The 25,041-nt window shown below is 21.5% G+C and carries 28 protein-coding genes and 1 other RNA gene; 5 read left to right on the forward strand and 24 right to left on the reverse strand.

Annotation, left to right across the window (positions count from 1 at the left end; translation table 11 throughout):
* Nucleotides 1–48: 48 nt before the first annotated feature.
* Nucleotides 49–345, reverse strand: a complete 297-nt coding sequence (locus tag NBW53_RS05415; RefSeq protein WP_250277241.1) for a hypothetical protein — start codon at nt 343–345, stop codon at nt 49–51.
* A gap of 110 nt (nt 346–455) precedes the next feature.
* Between NBW53_RS05415 and NBW53_RS05420 the strand changes: the two genes are divergently transcribed.
* On the forward strand, nt 456–1,292 hold the full coding sequence (locus NBW53_RS05420) for a 3'-5' exonuclease (protein WP_250277242.1): 837 nt from the start codon (nt 456–458) through the stop codon (nt 1,290–1,292).
* Nucleotides 1,293–1,412: 120 nt separating this feature from the next.
* Here the strand turns inward: NBW53_RS05420 and NBW53_RS05425 are convergent, their stop codons facing one another.
* A complete protein-coding gene (locus tag NBW53_RS05425) occupies nt 1,413–1,706 on the reverse strand; it encodes a hypothetical protein (RefSeq protein WP_250277243.1) in 294 nt (97 codons plus the stop codon).
* A gap of 57 nt (nt 1,707–1,763) precedes the next feature.
* On the reverse strand, nt 1,764–2,528 hold the full coding sequence (locus tag NBW53_RS05430) for a phage antirepressor KilAC domain-containing protein (protein ID WP_250277244.1): 765 nt from the start codon (nt 2,526–2,528) through the stop codon (nt 1,764–1,766).
* 132 nt (nt 2,529–2,660) lie between these two features.
* Between NBW53_RS05430 and NBW53_RS05435 the strand changes: the two genes are divergently transcribed.
* On the forward strand, nt 2,661–2,897 hold the full coding sequence (locus NBW53_RS05435; protein ID WP_250277245.1) for a YozE family protein: 237 nt from the start codon (nt 2,661–2,663) through the stop codon (nt 2,895–2,897).
* Here NBW53_RS05435 and NBW53_RS05440 read toward each other — a convergent pair.
* The 3 genes from NBW53_RS05440 to NBW53_RS05450 are packed head-to-tail and all read right to left on the reverse strand — an operon-like array spanning nt 2,894 to nt 4,068.
* Nucleotides 2,894–3,067: a hypothetical protein gene (locus tag NBW53_RS05440; RefSeq protein ID WP_250277246.1), complete on the reverse strand. Its 174-nt coding sequence runs from the start codon at nt 3,065–3,067 to the stop codon at nt 2,894–2,896. The genes NBW53_RS05435 and NBW53_RS05440 overlap by 4 nt on opposite strands.
* 32 nt (nt 3,068–3,099) lie before the next feature.
* Nucleotides 3,100–3,837: an ORF6C domain-containing protein gene (locus NBW53_RS05445; protein ID WP_250277247.1), complete on the reverse strand. Its 738-nt coding sequence runs from the start codon at nt 3,835–3,837 to the stop codon at nt 3,100–3,102.
* A 30-nt stretch (nt 3,838–3,867) separates the two neighbouring features.
* Nucleotides 3,868–4,068 carry a helix-turn-helix transcriptional regulator gene (locus NBW53_RS05450; protein WP_250277248.1) on the reverse strand — a complete coding sequence of 67 codons (201 nt, stop codon included), beginning with the start codon at nt 4,066–4,068 and terminating at the stop codon, nt 3,868–3,870.
* 153 nt (nt 4,069–4,221) lie between these two features.
* Here NBW53_RS05450 and NBW53_RS05455 point away from each other — a divergent pair, with 153 nt between their 5' ends.
* The 3 genes from NBW53_RS05455 to NBW53_RS05465 all read left to right on the forward strand — a co-directional run bounded on the left by NBW53_RS05455 (nt 4,222) and on the right by NBW53_RS05465 (nt 7,059).
* Nucleotides 4,222–4,581, forward strand: coding sequence for a helix-turn-helix domain-containing protein (locus NBW53_RS05455; protein WP_250277249.1), 360 nt, complete (start codon nt 4,222–4,224; stop codon nt 4,579–4,581).
* A complete protein-coding gene (locus tag NBW53_RS05460) occupies nt 4,568–5,617 on the forward strand; it encodes an ImmA/IrrE family metallo-endopeptidase (protein ID WP_250277250.1) in 1,050 nt (349 codons plus the stop codon). The genes NBW53_RS05455 and NBW53_RS05460 overlap by 14 nt, the downstream gene beginning before the upstream one ends.
* 368 nt (nt 5,618–5,985) lie before the next feature.
* Nucleotides 5,986–7,059 (forward strand): tyrosine-type recombinase/integrase, encoded by a 1,074-nt coding sequence (locus NBW53_RS05465; protein WP_250277251.1) that lies wholly within the window; start codon nt 5,986–5,988, stop codon nt 7,057–7,059.
* A 114-nt stretch (nt 7,060–7,173) separates the two neighbouring features.
* Here the strand turns inward: NBW53_RS05465 and ssrA are convergent.
* The 18 genes from ssrA to NBW53_RS05555 all read right to left on the reverse strand — a co-directional run bounded on the left by ssrA (nt 7,174) and on the right by NBW53_RS05555 (nt 25,019).
* Nucleotides 7,174–7,529, reverse strand: a transfer-messenger RNA (tmRNA) gene (gene ssrA / locus NBW53_RS05470).
* 85 nt (nt 7,530–7,614) lie between these two features.
* On the reverse strand, nt 7,615–9,339 hold the full coding sequence (locus NBW53_RS05475; protein WP_250277252.1) for a GspE/PulE family protein: 1,725 nt from the start codon (nt 9,337–9,339) through the stop codon (nt 7,615–7,617).
* Nucleotides 9,340–9,360: 21 nt separating this feature from the next.
* Nucleotides 9,361–9,891, reverse strand: coding sequence for a prepilin-type N-terminal cleavage/methylation domain-containing protein (locus NBW53_RS05480; protein WP_250277253.1), 531 nt, complete (start codon nt 9,889–9,891; stop codon nt 9,361–9,363).
* A 1-nt stretch (nt 9,892) separates the two neighbouring features.
* The gene (locus tag NBW53_RS05485; RefSeq protein ID WP_250277254.1) at nt 9,893–10,249 is read right to left on the reverse strand and encodes a prepilin-type N-terminal cleavage/methylation domain-containing protein; all 357 of its coding nucleotides are present in this window, start codon (nt 10,247–10,249) and stop codon (nt 9,893–9,895) included.
* Nucleotides 10,250–10,267: 18 nt separating this feature from the next.
* Nucleotides 10,268–10,651, reverse strand: a complete 384-nt coding sequence (locus NBW53_RS05490) for a hypothetical protein (protein WP_250277255.1) — start codon at nt 10,649–10,651, stop codon at nt 10,268–10,270.
* Nucleotides 10,652–10,673: 22 nt separating this feature from the next.
* Nucleotides 10,674–11,306 carry a hypothetical protein gene (locus NBW53_RS05495; protein ID WP_250277256.1) on the reverse strand — a complete coding sequence of 211 codons (633 nt, stop codon included), beginning with the start codon at nt 11,304–11,306 and terminating at the stop codon, nt 10,674–10,676.
* Nucleotides 11,307–11,315: 9 nt separating this feature from the next.
* The gene (locus NBW53_RS05500) at nt 11,316–11,864 is read right to left on the reverse strand and encodes a hypothetical protein (protein ID WP_250277257.1); all 549 of its coding nucleotides are present in this window, start codon (nt 11,862–11,864) and stop codon (nt 11,316–11,318) included.
* 4 nt (nt 11,865–11,868) lie between these two features.
* Complete coding sequence (gene pilM / locus NBW53_RS05505) at nt 11,869–12,915, reverse strand: pilus assembly protein PilM (protein WP_250277258.1); 1,047 nt, start codon at nt 12,913–12,915, stop codon at nt 11,869–11,871.
* Between the two features lie 21 nt (nt 12,916–12,936).
* On the reverse strand, nt 12,937–14,139 hold the full coding sequence (locus tag NBW53_RS05510; RefSeq protein WP_250277259.1) for a type II secretion system F family protein: 1,203 nt from the start codon (nt 14,137–14,139) through the stop codon (nt 12,937–12,939).
* A 31-nt stretch (nt 14,140–14,170) separates the two neighbouring features.
* Complete coding sequence (locus tag NBW53_RS05515; RefSeq protein ID WP_250277260.1) at nt 14,171–15,328, reverse strand: S-layer homology domain-containing protein; 1,158 nt, start codon at nt 15,326–15,328, stop codon at nt 14,171–14,173.
* A 146-nt stretch (nt 15,329–15,474) separates the two neighbouring features.
* On the reverse strand, nt 15,475–15,999 hold the full coding sequence (locus tag NBW53_RS05520) for a dihydrofolate reductase family protein (RefSeq protein WP_250277261.1): 525 nt from the start codon (nt 15,997–15,999) through the stop codon (nt 15,475–15,477).
* 167 nt (nt 16,000–16,166) lie between these two features.
* A complete protein-coding gene (locus NBW53_RS05525) occupies nt 16,167–17,849 on the reverse strand; it encodes a sensor histidine kinase (protein WP_250277262.1) in 1,683 nt (560 codons plus the stop codon).
* Between the two features lie 10 nt (nt 17,850–17,859).
* Complete coding sequence (locus NBW53_RS05530) at nt 17,860–18,555, reverse strand: response regulator transcription factor (protein ID WP_250277263.1); 696 nt, start codon at nt 18,553–18,555, stop codon at nt 17,860–17,862.
* Nucleotides 18,556–18,614: 59 nt separating this feature from the next.
* The gene (locus NBW53_RS05535) at nt 18,615–19,391 is read right to left on the reverse strand and encodes a hypothetical protein (RefSeq protein ID WP_250277264.1); all 777 of its coding nucleotides are present in this window, start codon (nt 19,389–19,391) and stop codon (nt 18,615–18,617) included.
* Between the two features lie 21 nt (nt 19,392–19,412).
* The gene (locus NBW53_RS05540) at nt 19,413–22,010 is read right to left on the reverse strand and encodes an acetate and sugar kinases/Hsc70/actin family protein (protein WP_250277265.1); all 2,598 of its coding nucleotides are present in this window, start codon (nt 22,008–22,010) and stop codon (nt 19,413–19,415) included.
* A gap of 13 nt (nt 22,011–22,023) precedes the next feature.
* Entirely contained in the window at nt 22,024–22,716 is a 693-nt protein-coding gene (locus NBW53_RS05545; RefSeq protein ID WP_250277266.1) for a hypothetical protein, read from the reverse strand.
* An 11-nt stretch (nt 22,717–22,727) separates the two neighbouring features.
* Complete coding sequence (locus NBW53_RS05550; protein WP_250277267.1) at nt 22,728–24,119, reverse strand: hypothetical protein; 1,392 nt, start codon at nt 24,117–24,119, stop codon at nt 22,728–22,730.
* Between the two features lie 450 nt (nt 24,120–24,569).
* On the reverse strand, nt 24,570–25,019 hold the full coding sequence (locus NBW53_RS05555; protein ID WP_250277268.1) for a hypothetical protein: 450 nt from the start codon (nt 25,017–25,019) through the stop codon (nt 24,570–24,572).
* Nucleotides 25,020–25,041: the final 22 nt, after the last annotated feature.

The raw sequence follows: 25,041 nt of genomic DNA on the forward strand, positions 1-25,041 counted from the left end.
TAGAAGGTTGTAACAATTAACCTTCTATTTATATATTAGCCTCTTATTTTATAATATAGGCATATAATCGTGGCTTTGCTTTGCTCTTTTAATCTTAATTTTTTGAAATTCTAAATTTTTAACAGAACTTCTTATAAATACCTGTATATATGAACCTATATTGATATTATCCATTTCATCTTTTGTAAAATTATGCTTAAATTTATATCTTTCTCCACAACTTTGAAACCATCTTGTATCTAAACGTATTTCTACAATATAAATATATTGATCATCTAAATTATAAACAATCCCTGTTATATGATGTACTTTTCCTGGCTCTTTGAAATCATCAAGTGTTTTCATTTTATCACTCCTTTGTATTAAATTTTTTAGATAAATATTGTAATATTTCCCATTTTTTTGTATAATAATTGTATATATTTATATTAAATTAAATAAAGGTGGAAATTTTTATGAGTTCATACCAAAATAAAAAATACTATGATTTTAAAGGTCTTGAAGAGTATGATTTGAACAAATGTTTAAGGTTACCATTAAATGAATATGTCGTTGTTGATATAGAAACAACAGGGTTAACACCTTCATCTGAAATAATTGAAGTTTGTGCATTACATATTATTGATGGTAATGTTGTAGACAAATATAGCTCTTTAATAGACTATCCAGATAGGAAATCATTACCTAAAAAAATAACTGAATTAACAGGTATAACACTTGATATGATGAGAGAAGATGGTGGTTATGTAGAAGATGTACTACAAAATCTTAAAAATTTTATAGGTGATAAACCTATTTGTTGTCATAATGCTAAATTTGATTTAAACTTTTTAAAAGATAAGCTTGGTAAATATATAAATACCAATATTAATAATGACTTTATAGATACATTATATATTTCAAGAGAATTTTTATCCGATAAATTATCAAATCATAAACTTCCTACGATAGCTAAATATTTTAACATCGACACAACTAACCTACATAGAGCAGAAGGCGATTGTATGGTTACATATAACATTTATGAAAAACTAAAAGAATTTTTAGAGCCTGAATTTGAAAATCAAACTATAAATTATGAAGATTTTCAAAAAGAAAATAAACCTCCTAGTTGTTCTAAAATATTAATTTTGGGGTTATGTTTAATATTTTTTACACCTATAACATTAAGTTATTTAGTTTGGAAACATGTAAATGGTGGTAAACCCATAAAAATTGTTATAATTATTCTTATATGGTTTATTGCATTTATGATGTTTTCAACCTCATCTTTTGTTGAAGTATCCAAATAATAAGAAAAGTATCCTTTATTCAATTTTAAAAATTACAAGGAAATATCTAGTCAAGCAAAATTTTCGATTTTTGCTTGACTTATTTTATTTCATATTTTTATAGCTTAATTTATATACTTTTTAATTTAAGGCTTCTTCTTTTATAGATTTTAAAAAGTATTCATTTAAAATAGGTTTTAAATTTTCAATCACCTTATTTATAATAATATGTTGTAATTTACCTTCTCTGTAATTACATTCATTTCTAAATTCACTTGTCTTCTTAAATAATTTCATTCTTAACACAAATTCTTCTTTTTCTAATTCTTTATTTTTTTCTTTTAAGAATTCATATTTTTCAATATATGTCATAAAATTATTTGTCTCTTCTAAATAACTATTTATTCTTTCTTGAACCATATCAAATTTTTTCATATAAATTTTAACCCCTTTTATTCAATTTTCAATGTACTGCAACAAGTTTTATATTTGTTAAATAGCGTCTTTTATATTTTCTTTTTCAATTAAAGGTAAGATATTAACCCTTTTTAATTGTTCATATATAAATAATCTACCTTTTTGTGTCCAATAAGTGTGTAATCTTGAATGGATAACGCCTTTGCTATCTGCATAATCGTGCGTTGTAGAACTTGTATAACCTTTATCTGCATATTTAGAATAAAGTAACCAAGTATCTCTATGTTTATATTGAATACCTAATTCATTTAACTTTTTATTTAGCCATGCTCCACCTTTTCCATAATCTTTAGCTATTTGTGTTACAGATAATAAATCTGGACATTGTAAGATTAAATCATAGTATGTAGCTTTAGGTTGCAATTTTTTTATTTGTTGTTCTTGTTGTTTGTTTACAAGTGTTAATGTTTCTAATTGTTTATTTGCAATGTTTAATGCTCTAGCCATTATTTTTTCTGGAGAGTTGTATTCTTTTTCTACTTCTATAAAATACTGTCTTACTTGCTTTCCTTTTTCATTTCTCTGTATCATAGCAATTTCTTTTGCCATATCTAATTTTAATGCGTGGTCTGTTATCTCTGTATATGGATTTTTAGGATTATTGGTTTCTCTTTTTTGAGCAACCAATACATAATCTATATTTTGATTAAAGCCATACTCTAACATTCTTTTAAACCAATCAATATATTTTGTTTTAACTCCTAAAACTTGATGTAATTCCCTACCACTTATAATAGGCTCTTGATTTTCGTTTAAATCAATTTTTAATAATTCATTCATTTTATTCCTCCTTTTTATTAAATTTTTTAGATAAATATTGTAATATTTTTCCTTTTCTTATATAATTTTAGTATCTACATTTATATGTGCTAGATATAGGTGTAGAAATATGTAAGAAAAGGAGGTGTAGATATGACAACTAATAAAGATAAGTATTGGAACTTCAAAAAATGGGTATCAAATTTCAAAGATGTTACATTGTTACCTATTGGGGATTTAGCTAGAGATATTATATGTGATGAAGAATTTCCCGAAGATGATTATTTTATTGATATACTTAACTATTTACAAGAAAAAAATGTATCTGATGAAATAATCAAAACTTTTAATCTAACTTGGGTATACTATTTGTCATCAACAAATAATTAATTTTCTTCATATTCTAGTCCTAGAGTTATTTTGCACTTTTTAAAGTTATTTTGATAAGGTTTTCTTGCTTTTATTTCTAAAACACCTATAACTTTTGTGTAAAATTCTTCTGGGCTAGAATTAATTAATTCTAATATTTCTTGTTCATTTCCAATTAATTTAATTTCCATAAAATCACCCCCTATTCAATTTTCAATGTACTTTAAATAGCAAGTTGTAAATTCTCATTTTCTATCTCTTGAAGTAAATACATTGGTGGAACATATAAATTTATAATTTCTATAACTTTATCACATTGATTTCTTTTTATAGCTTTATATGTTTCAACACCGAATTGTCTTTTTATTTCTCTTGACATATCTTGATATACTTTACTTCTCAAAGACCTATTTTTATATGCGTTACTATCTTTTCCACCTAAAACATTTACTGCTGTTCTATTTCTAGCTCTTGTTATTTTTTCTATCTCCAAAGCAAGCAATGGCGTATCTTGTTTAAATTCTTCTAAATCTTGTTTTACTTCTTCTACCTTATTATCAACTTCCTTTATAGCTTGAAATTCAAGTTCTAGTAATTGCATTGGTGTTTTGGGTTGTATTGTGTATACACCAGTTTTTCTTATGATTGGCAACACTTCATCTGTTACCCAGTCTTGAAATTTTTCTGCCTCTTCTTTGTTAGATTTGAAGATAAGTTTATATACTCCGCTTTCTGTAAGAAAATTTTCTCCTGTGTTGTGTAACTTTCTAAAGGGAATATCTTTCACAATAGAATTAGTTAATTTGATTACTTGTTTTTCATTCATATTTCCAATAGCTTTTCTTACAGCACTATCTGTTAAATCTAAACAATCACCTACATCATATGGATTAAATAAAACTTGTCCATTTAATTCAAATACTTCTACTTTTTTGTTTTCAAAAATCATTATATTATTCATTTTATTTCTCCTTCGTTGCATATATGAGATTTAACTTGTAAAAAAAACTTTTTCCATATCTGATATTTTAAGAATGTTTTTTAATAAAAAGGCTTCAGTTAAATTAAACTGAGTCTTATTATTAATTTTTCTGCTGAATGAATTAAGGCTAATACCTAGTTTTTTAGCTACATCTGCTTGTGTATAGCCATTTTCTATCAACAAACCTTTTAATTTTCTAGTGTCAACCAAATAACTCACCTCCTCATTTGTTGTTGCATATTTGGGATATTAATATAATAACATCTAAATTTTATAATGTCAACCCATTTATGCAACTTTTTATATTTTTTTTGTTGCATTATTAAAAAAATATGATATACTTTGTTTAAGGAGGTGGATGTAATGAATGAAAAAGAATTAAATTCAATAGCTTCTAGATTAAAATCTAGAAGAGAAGAATTAGGATTATCTTTAGAATCATTAGCAAATAAAACTGGTTTAAGTAGATCAACATTACAAAGATATGAAACAGGAAGTATAGCTAATATTCCACTTGACAAATTAGAAATACTTTCTAAAGGACTAGATTTATCTGTTACTGAATTTCTAGGGTTAAAGGACAATGTATATGACGATAGTCCTATAATTCGTACAGTCGCTAGAAATATGAAACAACTTTCTGAAGAAGACCAAAAACTTGCAAAAAATATGATAGATATTTTAATAGAAAAGGCAAAAAAAGAATATGATGAAAATTCCTAAAAAACCTAGATATAAATATGTTATGGAAAAAGTTTATGAATTTATAATAGATAATAATATATCCTACTATCCATTAGATGTTGTAAGTATAATTAAACAAAACAAATGGAGTATAACAAAATATTCTGAATTTGGAAATAAATATAATTATACTAATGATATAGTTGGTAAAATTCTTCAAAGCAATGATGGCAGAACACATCTTTTTATAGAAAACGAAAAATATATGTACTCTATAATATATAACGATGATTTAAATGTTAATACAGATGAAAGAATAAGGTTTACACTAGCACACGAAATAGGTCATATTTACTTAAATCATCTTAAGGACTTTGAGGAAACTGAAGTTCAAAGAAATGGATTGGATAATAAGTCATATTCTATTTTAGAAAAAGAAGCTGATATGTTTGCTAGAAATTTATTATGTCCTTACCCATTGCTAAAAAAAGTTATTAATGATTTTCAATGTAATTCAACTAACGTACAAATTATCAGTGAAACTTTTAAAATAAGCAAAAAGGCATCTGAAATTAGATTAAATTTAATAAATTACGATAGAAAATATAACTATGATGGAAATTTAGAAATAATAAAAATATTAGGTTATAAATATTGTGATATTTGTTGGAATTCTAAAATAAACTGCTATAATATATGCGATATTTGTGGAAATTATTGGTCATATACATCATTAGACTATATAAAATTTATGGAGGTACAAAATAATATTATGCAATATAGTAATTATGAATATGTAAAATGTGATAACTGTGATAATGAAAATATAATAGAAAATTCAAACTTTTGTCATATTTGTGGAATAGATTTAAGAAATTTATGCATGAATGATGATTGTAAAAATAATAATATATCTTTGTCTTACAATGCAAGATTTTGTAATCTATGTGGAAGTAAATCTACTTTCTTTGAAAATGGAAAATTAAATGATTGGTCAGATGAATTAAAACAATATGAAATAGAACAGAATTTAACTAGTATTGATTCTATTAATGATGATAACTTACCATTTTAAAATTTGTGGTTTAGTATTATAATAAACATTGACAGTATAATATTTTAGGTTTATAATAATAATATACTTAACCACTAAAAAAGGCTACTGCGTCAACAGTAACCTTTGATTAATACTTTAGTGGTTAGCTTTAAAAAGTTTTGTTATTTAAAGATTATCCACTTATATATTTATATAAGTGGTTTATTTTTTGTTATTTCTAACTATTTCAATTAATGTTAATAATAAAATTATTAATGATAATATTTCATAGCTAGACATAGCCTCACCCCCTTTCATAGAGGGTAAAGCTAACCACTTATATTTCGTATTAATCTTTTTGCATTATATCATAAATTGTTATATTTTGTCTATATAAAATTAAAGGAGTGATTATTATTACAAAAGTAACAATTAAAGGTATAACCTATTATAAGGAGAAAATACCTATTGGAAGAAATGCTGATGGAACAGTTAAGTATAAACAAATAACAGCAAAAACAATGAAAGAATGTAAAGCAAAGGCTTTAGCATTTAGAAAAAATGATATTGTATCATTAAATAGTAAAGCTACATTGGGTACATTAATTACCGAGTATATAGATAATGTAAGAAAACCTAGACTAAAACCGTCTAGCTATCAAAGATATATAAGTCTTTATAAAACACATATAAAGCCATCATTGTTAAATGATTTAAAACTTGAAGAAATAAAACATTTACATTTGCAAAAATTCTATAATAGCATAGAATCTTTAAACACAGCAAAAAGATTAAAAGAATTATTAAATTCATTTTTTGAATATTGTATAAATGCTGACTTTATTTCAAAAAATCCACAAAAAAATATTAAACTAGAAACACCTAAGCCAGTAAGACAATCTAGAGCATTAACTATAATTGAAAGAGAAAAAATTATAAATAGCAATAAAACAATATTTATATTTGCTATGTATACTGGATTAAGAATAGGAGAAGTTTTAGCACTAACACATAAAGATATAGATTTTAAAGAAAATATAGTAAATGTAAACAAATCTTTGAGATATATGAACCGTGGTAATGGTTGTGAATTTATAATAGATGAAACAAAAACAGCATCAAGTATAAGAAAAGTACCATTACACAATAATTTAATAGAAATATTAAAGTTACATATAGAAAATGAAAAGAAAAAATATAAAAATTTAGGCATAAAATTTAGTAATAGCTTACCATTATTTGCTACTAATACTTGTAGATATTATAAGCCTGATAATGTGTTAAAAATGTTAAAAAGAATTGTTGATTGTAAATTTCATGATTTAAGACATACATTTTGTAGCATGTTAGCTGAACAAGGTGTAGATATAAAAACAGCAAGTGTATTAATGGGGCATAGTGATATAAAAATGACTGCAAATATTTACACACATATTTCAGATGAACAAAAGAAAAAAGCTATTCAAAATTTGTCATTTTAATAATAAAAAGTTTACCCCGAATTTATCTTTTTTTACTTTTATTTGTGTTATTAAAAAATAAAAAACCTTGAAAAATCAAGGTTTTAAAAGGGTTTAAAGTATTAAAAATATATAGTATGGAGATGAGGAGAATCGAACTCCTGTCCAAAAGCCCGTCAATAAAGACTTCTCCCATTACAGTTAGTTAAATAATATTCCTTAAAATAATTGCTAACTAACAAGCTATCATTTTAAGTAGCTTCATAAAATCTTTTACTCTGGCAAAGCTTAAAGAGTAAAGTTCCTCACCTGTTCGACACCAGTAACTTTAGCAGTGAGCGACTAAAGGCTGATGGCAGCTTTTAATTAAGCTGCAAACGCAAAATTATCTTTGTCGTTTATTTTTTAAAAATTTTTGAGTTTTTAACGTAGCCCTCACTACGAATGGCTATCCCTATCTTCAAAACTCCTGTCGAAACCATTGCATCCCCATGCAATTTAAAAAAATTATAACATAAAATAAATAATATTTCAAGTATTTGTTTTATGTAATTTTTAACTTTTTACGACAATATATTATTCTATAGTATATGTAGCTTTCATAAGGTCTTCAATAGATATAATACCTTTTATAACATACTCAATACCATCTTGCTTAAGTGTAGCCATACCTTGTTTTATAGCAACTTCTTGTATTTCATATTCATTTGCATTTTTACCTATCATTTTTTTTATTTCTGTTGTAATAGGTAAAACTTCATGAATGGCGATTCGCCCTTTATATCCTGTTTTATCACATTCTTCACAACCTGTTGCTTTGTATATTTTTATAGGCTTATCTAAACCAAGATAATCCATTTCATCTTTAGTAGAAGTATATTCAAATTTACATTTTGGACATAATTTTTTTATAAGCCTTTGAGATATTATCCCAACTATTGCTGATGAAAGTAAAAATGGTTCTATATTCATATCAATAAGTCTTGGTATTGTAGATGCTGCACTATTAGTATGTATAGTTGATAAAACTAAATGCCCTGTTATAGCAGATTTTACTGCTATTTCAGCTGTTTCTGTATCTCTAATTTCACCAAGCATTATAATATCTGGGTCTTGTCTTAAGATAGACCTAAGACCACTAGCAAATGTAAGCCCTACTTTATTATTTACTTGTATTTGAGATATTCCATCTAATCTATATTCTACTGGGTCTTCTATTGTAACAATATTTACAGTATTTTTATTTACTTCTTTTAGTATAGAATATAAAGTTGTTGTTTTTCCACTTCCTGTAGGTCCACAAATAAGAATAATTCCATTAGGTGATTTTATTATTTTATCAAACAATACACTATTTTTTTGTGTTAGTCCTAAGCTATTAATACCTAATAAATTTCCCATACCACCTAAAACTCTAATAACTATTTTTTCTCCAAAAACAGTTGGAATACTAGATACACGTAAGTCTAAGCTTTTTCCTTTTTCTTGAATTTCTATTCTACCATCTTGTGGTATTCTTTTTTCAGATATATCCATTTTTGCCATAATTTTAATACGGGTAACTAAGCTATTATGAGCTGCTATGTTTACCTGCATTTTTTCAATAAGTTGACCATCTATTCTCATTCTTATTTTAGTATTATCTTTATTAGGTTCTATATGTATATCACTAGCATTACTTGTTATAGCGTTAAAAATTAAAGTATTAACAAATTTTACTATAGGTGCATTTTCTATTTCATCTTTAAGTTGTTCTTCTAAATCTAAAACATTTAATTTTTCCAATTCAAACTGTTGATTAATATTTGCTCTAACTTCTAAAGATTCTTCATCATAATATTGTACAATCGACCTTTCTATATCTGTTTTTGTAGATAATACAAATTTAACATTACGACCTGTTCTAACTTTTATATCATCCATTAAATAAAAATTCATAGGGTCACTTGTAGCTATTACTATCATCCTATCATTACACTCTATTGGTATAATTTTATTTTCTTTAGCATAACTTTTTGTTAAAAGCTCTAAGGCATTTAATTTTATTTTAAATTTTGAAAGGTCAGCATAATCAACTTTTAATCTTTTACTAAGTGCTTTAGCTATTTCATCTTCTTTTACATATCCAAGCTCTATAATCATATCTCCTAATCTCTTTCCTCGAGACTTTTGAACTTTAAGAGCATATTCTAATTGTTCTTCTGTTATCAACTTATTTTGTAAGAGTATTTCACCAATAGGTATATTTTTATTATTTTGTTTATTTATTTTTTTATTCTCCTGTTGGTCTTTTATATCCATTTAATTTCACTTCCTAAAAATTTATTCGCTTTTATATATTATAGCCTCTCCATTATTACCTTGTATAGTTAAATTATTATATTGCATATTTTGTATATTAATATAAGATATTATTGACTCATTCATATCTTGTGAATTTATTTCAATAATTAAATCACTAGGAGATTTATTACTTTTTTTAAATTGCAAATTAAAATTACTACTTATTTGATTTTTATTTAAAATAATAAATTCATTTTTGTTATTTAAATCTCCTAATACTATATTACCTTCATCTAGCATAATATATTTATAAGGTAATTTATTTTTATTATTTTTAATTTCATCTTTAGAAACAATTTCTAAATATTCAGTTTCATCTATATTATATTTTATATAATTTAATACATTTATTATATTACTATTATTTATATTATTAAATTCTACCTTTCTATAAATTTTTGTAAAACTTATAAAAACTCCAATTATAATAACAAATATAATAGAGAATATTGACATAGAAAGTATTATTTCAATTAGGGTGTAACCTTTTTTATTTAAGAGTTTTTTCATACTATTCACCAAAATTATTATATTTATTTTTATCCTTTAATTTAATAAAAGCTTTAAATTTTTCTTTACTTTTACTACTTTTTTCTTCTTTTTCAATACAAATAATTTCTTTAGGAAATTCTTTAAGGCCTTCCTTTTTTATTAAAGTTATTTTATTTATGTTTTTTTCGTTATAACTTTTACTAGATAAAAATAACTCTAAATTTGAAACTATATTTATTCTTTCTATTGTAATAATATTATTTTTTTTATCAATATCTATATATGTAAAAAATGCAGTTGTTATACTTGCTATAAATATAGAAAATATTGTAATAGATATTATAATTTCTAATAAGCTATAACCTTTTTTGTTCATTATTTATACCTCCTTTAATTATTTATAAGGTATTTTAACAGATAGCTTTAATTCATTTTTTAATTTATCTAAAACAACTACTTCTATTAAAGCTGTTGAAGAATTATTTTCTGAAAAAAATACTTTAATACTTTCTATATCATCTCGTTCTTTTATATAAAAAACTCCCTCTTCTCTATTTCTACTATACTTAGCTAATATTTCTTTATTATCTTTAAAATAATCTTCTAAAACATTTATTGTAGATTTTGCTGTTAAGTATAAATTAGTATTTATATTATCAATTTTGTTATTATTAATTTTATTACCTATAATCATAGTTAGTGAAATACACATCATACTAATAATTATAATAAAAATAGATATTTCTATTAATATATATCCTTTTTTATTTTTTAACATTATTATCACCTTTTATTCTAGGTTATTTTATAATAAATTCATTATCTTTTTTTTCTTTATTTATTGTATATATATTCATTTTTATTTTTGACTTTGTTTTATTACTTTCAAATGTATTATAAAAATCTGTTATAGCTATGGTTTTACCACAACTTTCTATATTTTTTATAAAGTTAATTTTATCTTTATAATTACCTATAACTTCTATTTCTACATTATAAAAAGTATGACTTGGAACTTCATTTTCTATATTAATATTTTCTTCTTGATTAACATTATCTAGTTCATTTTGATTTTCATTATCTTCTTCTAATGTAGATTTTTTTATATTTATGCTTTGTAAAGATAAATTACTTTTTTTTATAATATTACTAATAAAATAATGAATATTTTCATTATTAGTATTTGAAAATATTTTATTTTTCATCTCCATATTTTTTTGTAATAAACTTTCTAAATTATTTGCATTAATTTGATTTTTTAAATTTTCAATTTCTAATATATCTTGTTGCGCCTTAAGCTCCTGATATTTTTCAAGTTTTATTTTATTTTTATTAAATATAGCTAACCCAATAACATTAAAAAGAATATAATATGCTAATAGGTTAATTAATACAACAATAAGTATTAATTCTCTTTTGCTTAATTTATTCATAAAAACCTCTTATATTATTATATTTATTTCAAATTTAAAACTATTATCTATTGTAGATAATAGCCCTCCATTATAAACTACATCTTTAAATTTTTCTTCTTCTCTTAACTTATTAACAAATATTATAGCATCTTTTTCAGAATCACTATAACAATTTAATTTTATATTATTAATAGACCAGTTTATTTCATTTATATGTATTTGTTCAAATTTTATTTTTTCTATCTTATTTAAAATATCTGATGAAACTATATTATTTTGTTGATAAATATTAAAAATTTCGGAAAGCATATTACTTTCTTTAATTTCATTTTTAAAATTATCACTAATACTAGTATTATCCTGTATATTTTTAATATTTTGTTCTACTAAATTATATTTAATATTAACTATAATACTACTAATTAAAAAATATAATATCATAACAAAAAATACTATAATATATATTTTTAAACTTCTTTTTAATAATTTTTTATATGTAAATATTTTGTCATTTTCTATATTAACATTTATTTTAGGTTTAAAAAAGTTAATATCTTTATAATTATTATTTTTCATATTTTCACTTCCTTAAGATGTTGCCAATAGCAATAAAAAATTTTGATATATCTATATGTTCATTGCATTTTATATTTACTATTTCTTTAATTTTTTCTGCTGATAAGGTTATATTATTTGATATATATTCTGCTATTTCATCTAAATCATCTCTATCACCATATAAATAAACTCTTTCTATAGTATTGTTTAAAGACATAGAAAATTGTATTATTTTATGTATTTCTTCATAAACTTTTAAAAAAATAGGTGATATAAAACTAGCTTCTTCTTGATAATAATCTTGTTCATCTAAAAATGTTATTTCATTATCTTTTAAATTATTTGAGTCTATTTTATTTAAAATTTGTTTGCTTTCTTGCTTTATATCTTTATTTACATCTTTATTTAAAAATAATTTTTCTCTTTTTATATCTTCTGATATATCGGTATCCATTTTATATAAAGCTACATTACCAGACATTAATGTTAAAGTCATATTATTTCCTGTTACATCTATAAATAGTGTTATATTATCTTTAATAATATTATTATTTATATTATAATTTAAAAGTTTACCTATAACATTTCTTTTAATATCTAAAGCTTTTGGAATAAGCCCACAATTTATCAAAATTTCTCTATAATCTTCCATTATTGTTAAAGGTATACTATAAACAAATATTTTATAAAAAACTTTTTCATCTTTTTTAAATTCTTCACAAATTTGATAATCTATACATAAATTTGACGTATCTCCAAAAAGCTCTTTTATCAAATTATCTATAACTCTTCCTAAATAAATACTTTTAGTTTTAGGTAAAATAATTTCTTTGGCTATTATATCGGTAGAATTTATGACTAAAAAACACTCTTTGTTCTTCAAGTTATATTCATTAACTATATCTGTAAAAAGTAATGTTAAATCTATTTTATTATTAACATAAGCATTATGTATATAAGAGTTATCTATATACTTTAATACTGATTTACTTATTTTTATTTTATCTCCTTGTTGCTCGCCTTCAATTATTTTTATACAGTTGTCGGAAATGTCTATTGAAACAGGCATATTTTTATCGTCTCCTTTAATTTAAATACTGTTAATATTGTTATACATTGTATAAATAGGTACAAATGCTCCAGCTAATATAATAAGAACAATTACTCCAAAAATAATAATCATTATTGGCTCTATAATAGAAGTCATTTTTTGTATAGCATCTTCGGCTATCATATCATAATAATCTGAGGTTTGTGATAATACTTCTTCTAAAGACCCTGTTTCTTCCCCTACACTTATCATAGCTGTTACATTATATGGAAATATATCGGCTTTTATTAAAGCATCTGAAAAAGTCATACCATTTGTTATATCATTTATAACATTTTCCAATATATCATTTATATAGGCATTATTAATAACTTTTCCAGCCATATGTATTGCATCTATAAGGGTTGTGCCACTTAAAAATAAGGTACTTAATGTTCTCGTAAAAATACCTGCTATCATTGTTATATATAATTTTCCTATTAAAGGAGCTTTTACTTTAAATTTTGCAAATCTTTTTTTAAATTTATCTGTTTGAGCATGTATAGAAAAAATTATTAATGAAACTAAACTTACCATAAGTATTGCAAGCCAATTTTCTTTAAAACCTTTTGCTATTTGAAATAAAATACGACTAAATATATTCATACTTTCAGTATTTCCTACTATATCCATTATTTTAGGTAATACAATCCCGAACATTATAATAACAGATAGAATGCTAGCAACTAATAAAAATGCTGGATAAATCATTGCAGATAATATTTTATTTTGTATTTTTAAATCTTTTTCATATTGTATAGATAACCTTTTAATAGCTTCTTCTAAAGACCCACTTATTTCACCTGCTTTTATCATATTTATCATAAATTCTGGAAAAGCACCATTTAAAGACTGCATAGCTTCTGACAAACTTTGACCTATTTGTAATTTTTCATAAACCTCATATAAAGCTATTTTTACTTTTTTATTTTTAGTTTGATTGTACAAAATTTCTAAACATTTTACTAAATTTACACCAGATGATAACATAGCTGAAAATTGCCTGCATAAAACAAATAGCTCTTTTTTTGATATTTTATATTTATTTTCAAAAATGTTTTTTTCTTTAAAACTTTTTATGCTTATTAAATATTCTCTTCTACCTTTTAAAATAAGGTGAAATTCTCCTATGCTATCTGCCTCTATAACTCCTTTTATCTTTTTACCATCTTGATTTATAGCTGTATAAGTATATTTAGGCATTTTAAATTCTCCTTTAATACATTTTATGCTTTTATTTTAAATCATATAATCTCATAATACTAGATATTGCTTCAACTACTTTATAATAATTTTTAGGATTAAAATTATTTTTTGTATCACCAGTCATTATGCCTATATTTGAAACATTTTGTACTGCATCTTTTGCCCAGTTAGATATTAATTGAGCATCATTATATTTATAATTGTTATTTGATATACTATATTCCATTTTTTTTATTAAATTAGCTAAAATAACTGCTGATTCTTCTCGTGTTATGTAGCTATTAGGTTCAAATTTATTTTTGCTTTTTCCAGATATAATACCTAAATTATAGGCCTTTAAAACAAATATATTACTTGTATCAATAAATGGATTTTTTATATTAGTATTTATTTTAAATCCTGTTTTTTCTTCATAAAGTTTTATTATAATTTCACAAAATTCTTCCCTTGTTATATTATTATTTAATTTTACTTGTAATTTTTGTGAAATAAAATTTAATTTAATAGCCTTTTCAACACTACTTTTAGCCCAACTATCAATATTATTAATAGCTGTTTCATTTATATATATTCCATTATTATTTTTTAATAAATATAGTTTATTGTCATATAAACATTCAAAAGAATCATTATCAATTTTTTTTATATTATCAAAAATAGGCTCTATTATTTCCGTTCCTTCTACAGTAAAAACTCCATATTTTTTATCTCTAGTTTTTAATATATCACTATAGTCTGTAAAAGCATTTTCTTTATATTCAAATATTGTATCATATATAATGTTAAATTCTTTATCTAATATACCTAAAAAATAATTATTATTTTCATTACTTACTATTATAAAATTACCTGTTTGTTTATTTATATCTTTTATATAATATTTAATGTTTGTAATAAAAGATTTATTCCCTTGTTTATTAACTTCATAATAATCATATGTTTTATTAGGTTTATATTCTCCAACTAACAAGTTTCCATTATTTAAAATAACAGCACTACTCCAACTTTTTTCACCTATTTTATTATTATTTATATCAAATATATCTATATTTTCTACACTAATTATTTCATCATTATTTTTTTGTATTTTAAAATATTCATCTTGGATCTTTGTAACATTAGCATATACTTTTATGTTAAATAATAAAGTCATACTTAATACAACTAACAATCGTTTTTTATTCATCTATAACAACACCTTTATTTTTATATATAAACAAATTATACTATAAATATATATTTTTTTCAATTATTTTTATACATTTCAATAATAAATTATGCTCTATAAACATTATCCTAATATATTCAGTTTATTATTTTATATCTATTTTACTATTTTTTAGAGTATTTTAATATTACAATTCCATTATCAATAAAATAATTTTCTAATTTTAAATTTATTTTTTCATTTTTTCCTAAAAATAAAGGTTTCCCACTTCCTAATATAGTTGGAATAATTCCTATTATATATTCATCAATTATATTTTCTTTAATAAAAGTATCTAAGACTATTCCCCCTCCAAACAAATAAATATGTTTACCTTCTTTTTCCTTTTCTTTTTTTATTATATTAACAATATCCCCTTTTATAAAGTGAATATTATCATAGTTTTTTAAATCACTTGATGTAGCAACATAAACTTTTTTATCTTTATAAGCTTTATGTAAGTTTTGATCATAGCATTTTTTACCCATAACAACAATATCTATTTGGTTTAAAAATTCATTAAAATCAAATTTATTTTTAGTATCTAAATTACAATCTTCATAACCATTAATCCATTCAAATCCTCCATTAATATCTGCTATATAACCATCTAAACTCATTGCTAAATTTAAAATAATTTTTCTTTTCATATACAATCATCTCCTATTAATAAATAAATTGCAAAAAAGATATGTTTTTATTCCATATCTTTTTATAAATAAATTTTTATTATATATTCCTTTTTAATTATACAATAGCACTATTTTCTTCTAAAATCATAGATATATTTTATATGAGTTAGAAATGATTTTTAATATTACTTATTTATAGGTATTTTTATAATAAATTCACTTCCAAAACCTTCCGTACTTTTAACTTTAATTTTTCCATTATAGTATTTTACTATATGTTTTACTATAGATAATCCTAAACCAGTTCCACCTAAGGATTTACTTCTACCTTTTTCTACACGATAAAATCTTTCAAATATTCTATTTCTGTCAACAAGAGGTATTCCTATACCAGAATCTTTTATAATAATATTTATATTTTTTTCATCTTTAAAACAATTTATTTCTACATAACCATTATTTTTATTGTATTTTATAGCATTTACTATAAGATTATTAAATAATTGATGAATTTTTTTATAATCTCCTAACATTGTTATACTATCACAATTATTTTTTATAGTTATATTTTGTTCTATACACATTGGCTTAGTAGAATTAATTATTTCATCTACAATAGTTTTAATATTTATATCTGATTTATTTATTTCTATTTCTTTATTTTCTAATTTAGATATAGTCAAAATATTGTTTATAAGATTTGTAATATTAATGCTTTCTTTTTGTATTATTTTTAAAAATTCTTTTTCTTGTTCTCTAGATATGGCAAAATCATTATACAATAATTCTGCATAACCTTGTATAGATGTTATAGGAGTTTTTAATTCATGAGATACGTTAGAAAAAAATTCTTGTTTTAATTTTTCAGTTTCTCTCTCAGCAGTAACATCTATCATAAGCATTATTACTCCACTATTTCCTTTTTCAAATATACCTTTTTGTATTTTACTCATATGTATAGAATATGTTTTATTATCTTCTGTTTTTATATCAAATATATTTTTTTGATTTGTAGATAAAACTTTTTCTATATTTTCAAGTAATTTTATATTTTGAGTATAATATAATATATTTTCACCTAAATTATTCTTGTTACAATTAAATATTTTTTTTGCCATTTTATTTATAGAAAATACATTTTTATTTTTATCAAATAAAACAAAGCCTTCTGACATATTATCTAAAATATAATCTACTTTATTTTTTTCAATCTTTAACATATCTCCAATACTTTTTAAATCATTTTCTATATATTTTATTTGTTTACATATAATGTTTATTTCTTCAAATTTATAAGTTTTAAATTTCAAATTTTCATTTTTATTTTTCAGCTTTGGTATTTCTTGTGATATTTCTTGTAAAGGTAAAATTATATTTTTATACACATAGTTTTTTAAAATTATATATATAAAAATAGCACAAATTAGTGTAATAAAACTACATAATATACTATCCCTTAATATAATAGGTATAATATCAAATTTTTTATATATAATTATTATATTTTTATCATACTCTTTTATATAGTATAAATTTTTATTATTATATAAAAAATTTTCATAAATATTATTTATATCTAATGTATTATTTTTAGTTTTATTCTTATAAATTTTGTCAATAATTAAATTTACAGTATTTTCGTTTTTTTCAATTATATTTATTTTAATGTTAAAACTTTCTAATAAATAATTAATATTACACTCACTTTTTGTATTATATAAATGTTCAATAATATTTAAAGTTTTTAATATATCATTTCTTTCATTTTTTTTTAAATCACTAATATTAAAAAAGACTAAAATAAATGTAGATAAAAATAATATTATTAATGTTATTATTAAATATATCCTTATAATAAATTTTTTCAAATAATATCACCTATTTTTCGCTAATTTTATAACCTATGCCTCTAACAGTTTTTATATAATCTTCAGCATCTAACAATTTTCTTCTTATAGTTTTAATATGAATATCTACAGTTCTTGTTTCTCCCAAATATTCATATCCCCATACATTATTTAAAATTTCTTCTCGTGATAAAGGTTTATTTTTATTTTCCAAAAGATATTTTAATAATTCATATTCCTTAAATGTTAATTCTACTAAATTATCACTTACAAAAACTTCTCTTGATAATTTATTTAATTTTATATGACCCAATACTATTTCATTTAAATTACTTTCCGTAGTATTTTTAAATTGATTAACTTTTCTAAATTGAGCCCTTATTCTTGCCATTACTTCCATAACGCTAAAAGGTTTTGTTATATAATCATCTGCACCACTATCTAATCCTTTTATTTTATCAAGCTCACTATCTTTAGCTGTAAGCATAATTATAGGAGTTGTATTAAACTTTTTATTGTTTCTTATTATAGATATAGCACTTATTCCATCTATACCAGGTAACATAATATCACATATTATTAAATCTGGAGTATATTTATTTAATGTTTCTATAGCATCTTCTGCATTATCAAATAAATGAACATTATAACCATAACTTTTTAAAGCAATTTCTAAAAGTTCTGCTATATTTTTGTCATCTTCTATTATATATATACAATAGGACATAATATACCTCTCTTTTGTGTTTTAATATCTTATAATAATAGATTAAAATATAATTGAAATTATAATATTAATATTTTATTATCTTCAAAATAATCTTCTTTATTAGTTTTTTTTGTTTTTATATCATTTAATGTTAGCTGTAAATATTTATATATTTCTACTTTTGTTAACTTTTCTTTATTTTTTAAACTTTGTCTATTTTTTAAATAATATTCTACTAACTCTATATTTAATGCCTTTTCTTCATTAATACAAGTATAACAAAATACAATATCTTCAATATTTATTAATTTATTTTGCATTGCCTCTTTTGCAAATGTTTTTAATATGTAGGGATTTATACTTTCTCTTTCTATTCCAGCCCAGGTTGAATTTAAATAATTTATTGTATCAAATTCTGTTTCTATATCATCAAAACTTTTATGTTTATCTCTTAAATCAAATCCTTCCATTAGCTTAAACCTACATATTTCAATTTCATTTTCATTTAATTGTAAATTTTCATCTAATTTATAGCTTAATATATATTTATCATAATCTTTTATTCTTGTATCTTTTTCTAGTATAATTTTTAAACTTTTAAATTTATTTGTTTCACTATATTTTATTTTTGCTTTTTTATCTGCTATATATATAAAATTTTCAAATTTTGCTATCCCTTTTGATATTTCTATATACTTATCCTCTAGTATTTTTATATCAAATCCTGTTATTATTCCTTTTGTATATTTATCATATTTTACTTGTAAATATTCTATACTATAATCTCTTAAAGAATTTAATAGTTCTTTTTTTAATATACTATGCCTTTCAAAATTAGGATATAAAAATTCCACTTTCTTCATCCTTTTCTATAATTATTTTAATCCATCAAAAAAGTTATTTATCCAATTTTCATTTTCATAACTTACAAATTTTTCAATGCCTATATAAAGATTTTCATTTTCTCTATATATAGGAAGCACTTTAAAGCCTATATCTTCAGGTATACTCCATACAAAAAATCTTACTTCATATTCTATTATATCATCTGTTAATCTTTGAGTTATTTTACCTTTTGTTTCTTCTATTATATCTTCTTTTTGAATATATCTAAAGTCTTGTTTTTTAAATTGTATTATATAGCTATATTTTTCATTATCTTCTATATCTTTTAAGTATAATTTTAGTGTTAAATCTGTTATATTTCTTGATAACATACCCACATTACATTCTTTATCAAAAGCTTTTATTAATGTTATTTCTTCATTTTTATGTGTATATCCTGTTATTTTATATGGTAATGAAGGTACTTCTGTTTCCATGTTTATTTTTACAAGCCCATACCTTTTATCATATAAGTATTTTACACAACCATCTATACAAGTCATTTTTAATTCAAAATTGTTAGTTAAATCTCTATCTGTCCTTTTAAATTGAATATATTTTCCCGGTATAAATTCTTTTAAGCTATCTCTAAAAAGTTCTATTTTACAAGATTGCCCTGTTAATTTTATTACAGAAAAATCAGTAAATTTATTTTTTGATAATACAGTATTCATAAATTTACTTATTATATTGTAAATATCAGCCTTTAATATTACTTCTATCTCAAATACATTAAAATTTATGTTTGATATTTCTTTTATTGTTTCTAAGCCTTTTTGTGTAAATTTTGATAGCTTCCATTTCTCTAACAATAAAAGCTCTGTATTTTTATCTATAATTTCACTTTCATTACAACTAGCCAATACTTTTAATGTTCCTATTTTATTATAAAATAATTTTTTTAATCTCTCTGCTACTGTATATAAATAATAAAAATTATGTCTTACTTTATAATATTCTTCTTTGCTTAAATTTTCAAAATTTTTAAATTTTGTAGGTAAAACTTTTTCTGCTTTTTCATATTCGATTTCAATTAATTCATAAAATTTTTTAACTCCATTTTTATCTACAAACCTAAATATATCTAAATCAAATGAATTTAAAATATCTGAAAAATTCATACATACATTACTATTTAGACTATTTACTATACATATTTTTAATATTTGCATTATTCTATAAGTTAAGTTATTTCCACCAAAATTTGTGTCTCCATTTTCATATGATGTTTTTATATCTATTTTATATGATACTTTTATATCTTCTATTGAAAATTTACAACTACATATATCCGTTGTTCCACCACCACAGTCTATTATTAATGCTTTATATTCTTTTAAATCTTCATATTTGTTTTGTCTAATCATTTCTGAAACAATACTATATAATACTGCCATACCTTCATCTATACTTTCTTCTGAAGATAATATTTTTTCATCTAATATTTCTTTAAAAAGTTTATTAAATAAATTTTTTTGCTTAACTGGGCTTGAAATATGTATTTCTTCTATATCTATTTTAAAATAATTTTTTGCTTCTTCTATTAAATATTCAAAATATGCTTTTAACATATCTTTTCTTTTTATAAATGAACGTTTTCCATTTTTATCATATACTTCTTCTTCTTTTTCATAATCTGATATCCATCTTTTAACGTCATAAAATATACAAAAACTTTCATCTATATAACTTGCATTGACTAATTTTTCTGCCTCAAATCCAAATAAATATTTTACCTTATCATCTTCTAAACTATCTATTGCTATTATTGTTGGATAGATAGGCATTTCTTTATAATTATTTTGAATATCATAAAATTTTACATAATTTACATTATTTTTATTTAGGTTACATTCTCTTTCTTCAAAATAATTTTCATTTAAATATAACCCTATTGTAGTATTTACAGTACCAAAATCTATTGCTAAGGGCATACTTACCTTTAATGGAGATTTTACTTCAAAACTTAAAAGAGGCATACAATAAAATTTTACTTGCAATTTTTCACTTAACTCACCATTATATATTTTATATACTTTTTCAGAAGTATCTTTTCCCATAAAAAGTATTTTATAGTTTTTAGTTTTACTTTCTCTACATTGTATTTTATTACTTTTTGTTAAATATAGCTTGTCTTTATCATTGCCTTTTTGTTCTACATTAAATATTCCACAAATTTTATTTTCGCTTATTACTATTGCATTTGTATTTATAAATAATGGGTTATATTTTAAAGTTATATTATCATAAAATTTTGTTGCTAAATTTTCATACACTACTATTTTAGAATTATAATTTAATAAATTGTTTTCATAAAATTGATTTGTATTTTTTATTAAGGTTTCTAATTTTTCTATACCTTCTACGTTTTCATTTTTTATAAGTAGCCCTTTATATCCTCCTCTATATCTTAAAATAAGCCTTATTAGCTCTTCTTTATCCAAAGGATTTATTACACCACTTATTATTTTTTCTTTTTTACATATTTCTCTTAATTTGTATAATGTCATTAATTCCAAATCTTCTTTATAATACTTATTTAACTCTTTATTCTCTATATTTGGATTAAATATATAACCTTTTCCCATTATTTTTTCCTTTCTAAAATATTGATATTTCATCTATTTTCATTGTTTCATCTACGTCTATTATACCAAAATGATTTTCCCAAAATAAATGAATTTTAAAATTTATAGGTAAAAACATACCTACTATAAATTTTATTTTTTGTCTTTCTTTTTCTGTTTCTTTTCTACCTATATATATTAAATATTCATCTACATAGTCATTACTTGCGTATACTATTGATTTTTTATATAGTTTTCTCATTATTTGTTTAAATAAAAATACAGAACTTCCACAATTATATAACCTTACTACAAAACAAAATATTATATATACTTCTTCCTTATTAAAACATTTTATTGCTTCTATGTTTTGGTTGCTATAAAATTTATTTAATATTTCTTTTAATATAAATTTATAATAATATTCTTTTTTACTATATCCTTGTCTTAAATCTAATTGTATCATATATTGCATAAATATATCGAAAAAATATTCTCTTGTATCTTTATATTTTTCTAGATTAATATCAAATAATTCCATAAATATATTTTGAAATCTATATAATGGATTTACTTCTATTATATGTTCTTCTATTTGTCTTGTATTTATATTTTCAAAAGCCACTTCCATATATGGACTTCCATATCTTGTTGGTTTATAATTTAAGTTTTCTCTTTTTATGTTACTTTTATCTGCTTTTATAGCTACTTCCCAAGTATAATTCATAATTATTACCTCTAGTATATTTCCTCTTTTATTATTTTTTCTACTTCATATTCAGAAGAAACTCCTATGCATTTATAATCACTTTCTTCTAATTGTATTTGTGATATTACAAATCTTATTATAGAATCTGTAAAAAAACATTTATTGTTTAATATTTTAAATTTAAATAATAATATTTTTCTATCATCATATGCAAATACATTTTCTTTTTCAAAAAAATTCATATCATTTTCATATATTTTAAATTTATTAATATAATCACTTGATAGTATTTCATATCCTACATACTCTATGTATTTTTCAATATATAATTCGTTTATCCTTCTTATATAATCAAATTCTGTTTTTAATGTTATTTTATTATTACTTAAATATCTTCTTGTAAAATTTTCTTTCTTTTTATTATTTAACATATCATAGTCATAACCAATACTTTTTATTGGTTCTTTATTTACTATTTTATATGCTATCCAATTTTCAAATGCTTCTACAGAAGATTTTACTATTATTTTATCTTCTTCTAATTTTAATGAATATATATCATCATTTATTCCTAATAAATATCCATTTTCTAGCCCATATTCTTTTAATTCTATATTGTGTTCATAATATTTTTCATCTATAAAAGGCTTCATAAATTCTGCACTGTTTAACTTTATTTCTTCTACATTCCATATAGGTATTAAATTTTCTTTTATACTTGTAAAACTATCTAGTTTTAATTTATTAAAATTTATATCTACATTTTCTACAATACTTTTTTCTAAATCTATATTTATATCTTCTTTTATTTCTTCTAAATATATATCATACAATCTATCAACAAAAGCCATATTTATAGTTGTCCAAAGAATATAATTATAATTAAATAGTTCATATAAATTTACTACTTTTTTAAAGTATCTTTTAGCTCTTGATATTTTAAATTTGCAATTATATTCTCCTGTAGAAGTATATAATCTTCCTTCAATAACTTTATTTTTAAAATTTTGCATATCTTTTTCAGTACCTTCAAAAAATACTGTTTTTATATATTCCTTATCGTTAATTAGATTTGATAAATTAATTTCTTTTTCTTCTAAATCTTCATAACACATAGGAAATAATGTATCATTTGTATATGAAAAATTTTCTTTTTTAGTTAATGTCATATTTATTCCATATTTTTCATCTAATAATTTAAATTCATCATATATACTTTTTTCTAAAACTTCATACTTTTTTTCTGTAACTTCTATTACCTTTTGAAATATATCTCTTACATATTTATTTGCAAATTTTCTTTCTTCTATATCTTCTATGTCTTTTAGCCTTTTTTCCATATATTCTTCGAAGTTAAAATCATACTCTATTATACTTTTAAAACTTGGATGTTTTATATGTTTTTTATATTCTTCTTCCATAACTATTTCCTTTAATTATTTAAATATTTTTTAAACTTCATTAGAATAATTGTATTCACAAATACTATTTATTCTATCTAATTCATAATAATTATCTTTTTATTTTATAAATTATAAAAAGTAAAAAAAGTTCTAACTATTATTTTTTAATCATCTATATTTTATATATTTGATAAAAAAATATTAATATATTAGGATTTTAATTTATTAAAAACATATTTCTTATTCTTAATAACAAATTTGTCATAAAACTTTATAAGTATTATAAACCTTCATTATTAAAAATTTATACAAAATTTAAATATATTCTATATAAATAATTTATATTATAGTTTATAATTATATAATAAATATTTATTGTAATATTATCATTGAAATTTTTACATAAATATAATCTAAGACTATTTTCAAAAAAATATATAAATTTATTACTTTAAAATATATCTTTTATCATTTTTTTATATGGTATAAAGTCTTATATTCATCATTTAATATTTTATCTTCTTTTTCATTTACGCCTATCCAATTTAACTTATCTGCCCTTTGCCTTAATGTTAAAATTAATTGTTTATTTTTCTCTTTTTGTTCAAATTTTTCTATTCCTAAATAATAAAAACTTAAAAATCTATATTGAACATCATTTATTACTTCTCTAATTTTTATATTCCTATAAAAATTATGAATATCTTTAGACTTACATAATCCCCAGTTTTTCAATTCTTTTTGTATATTTTCTATATTTTCATCTAATCTTAATATTATTTTTACAACATTTTTTGCTTTAAAATCTGTCATTGTTTTAATTTTATTTATCTCATAACTTATATTTTCAATATTTTTTTCATATATATTTACCTTAGATTTATTTCCATTCCAATATATTTCAATTGTATTATACATGATTTCTCCTTTATCTTATTCA

Origin of the sequence: [Clostridium] colinum, assembly GCF_940677205.1 — a bacterium.
Lineage (GTDB): Bacteria > Bacillota > Clostridia > Lachnospirales > CAG-274 > Tyzzerella > Tyzzerella colina.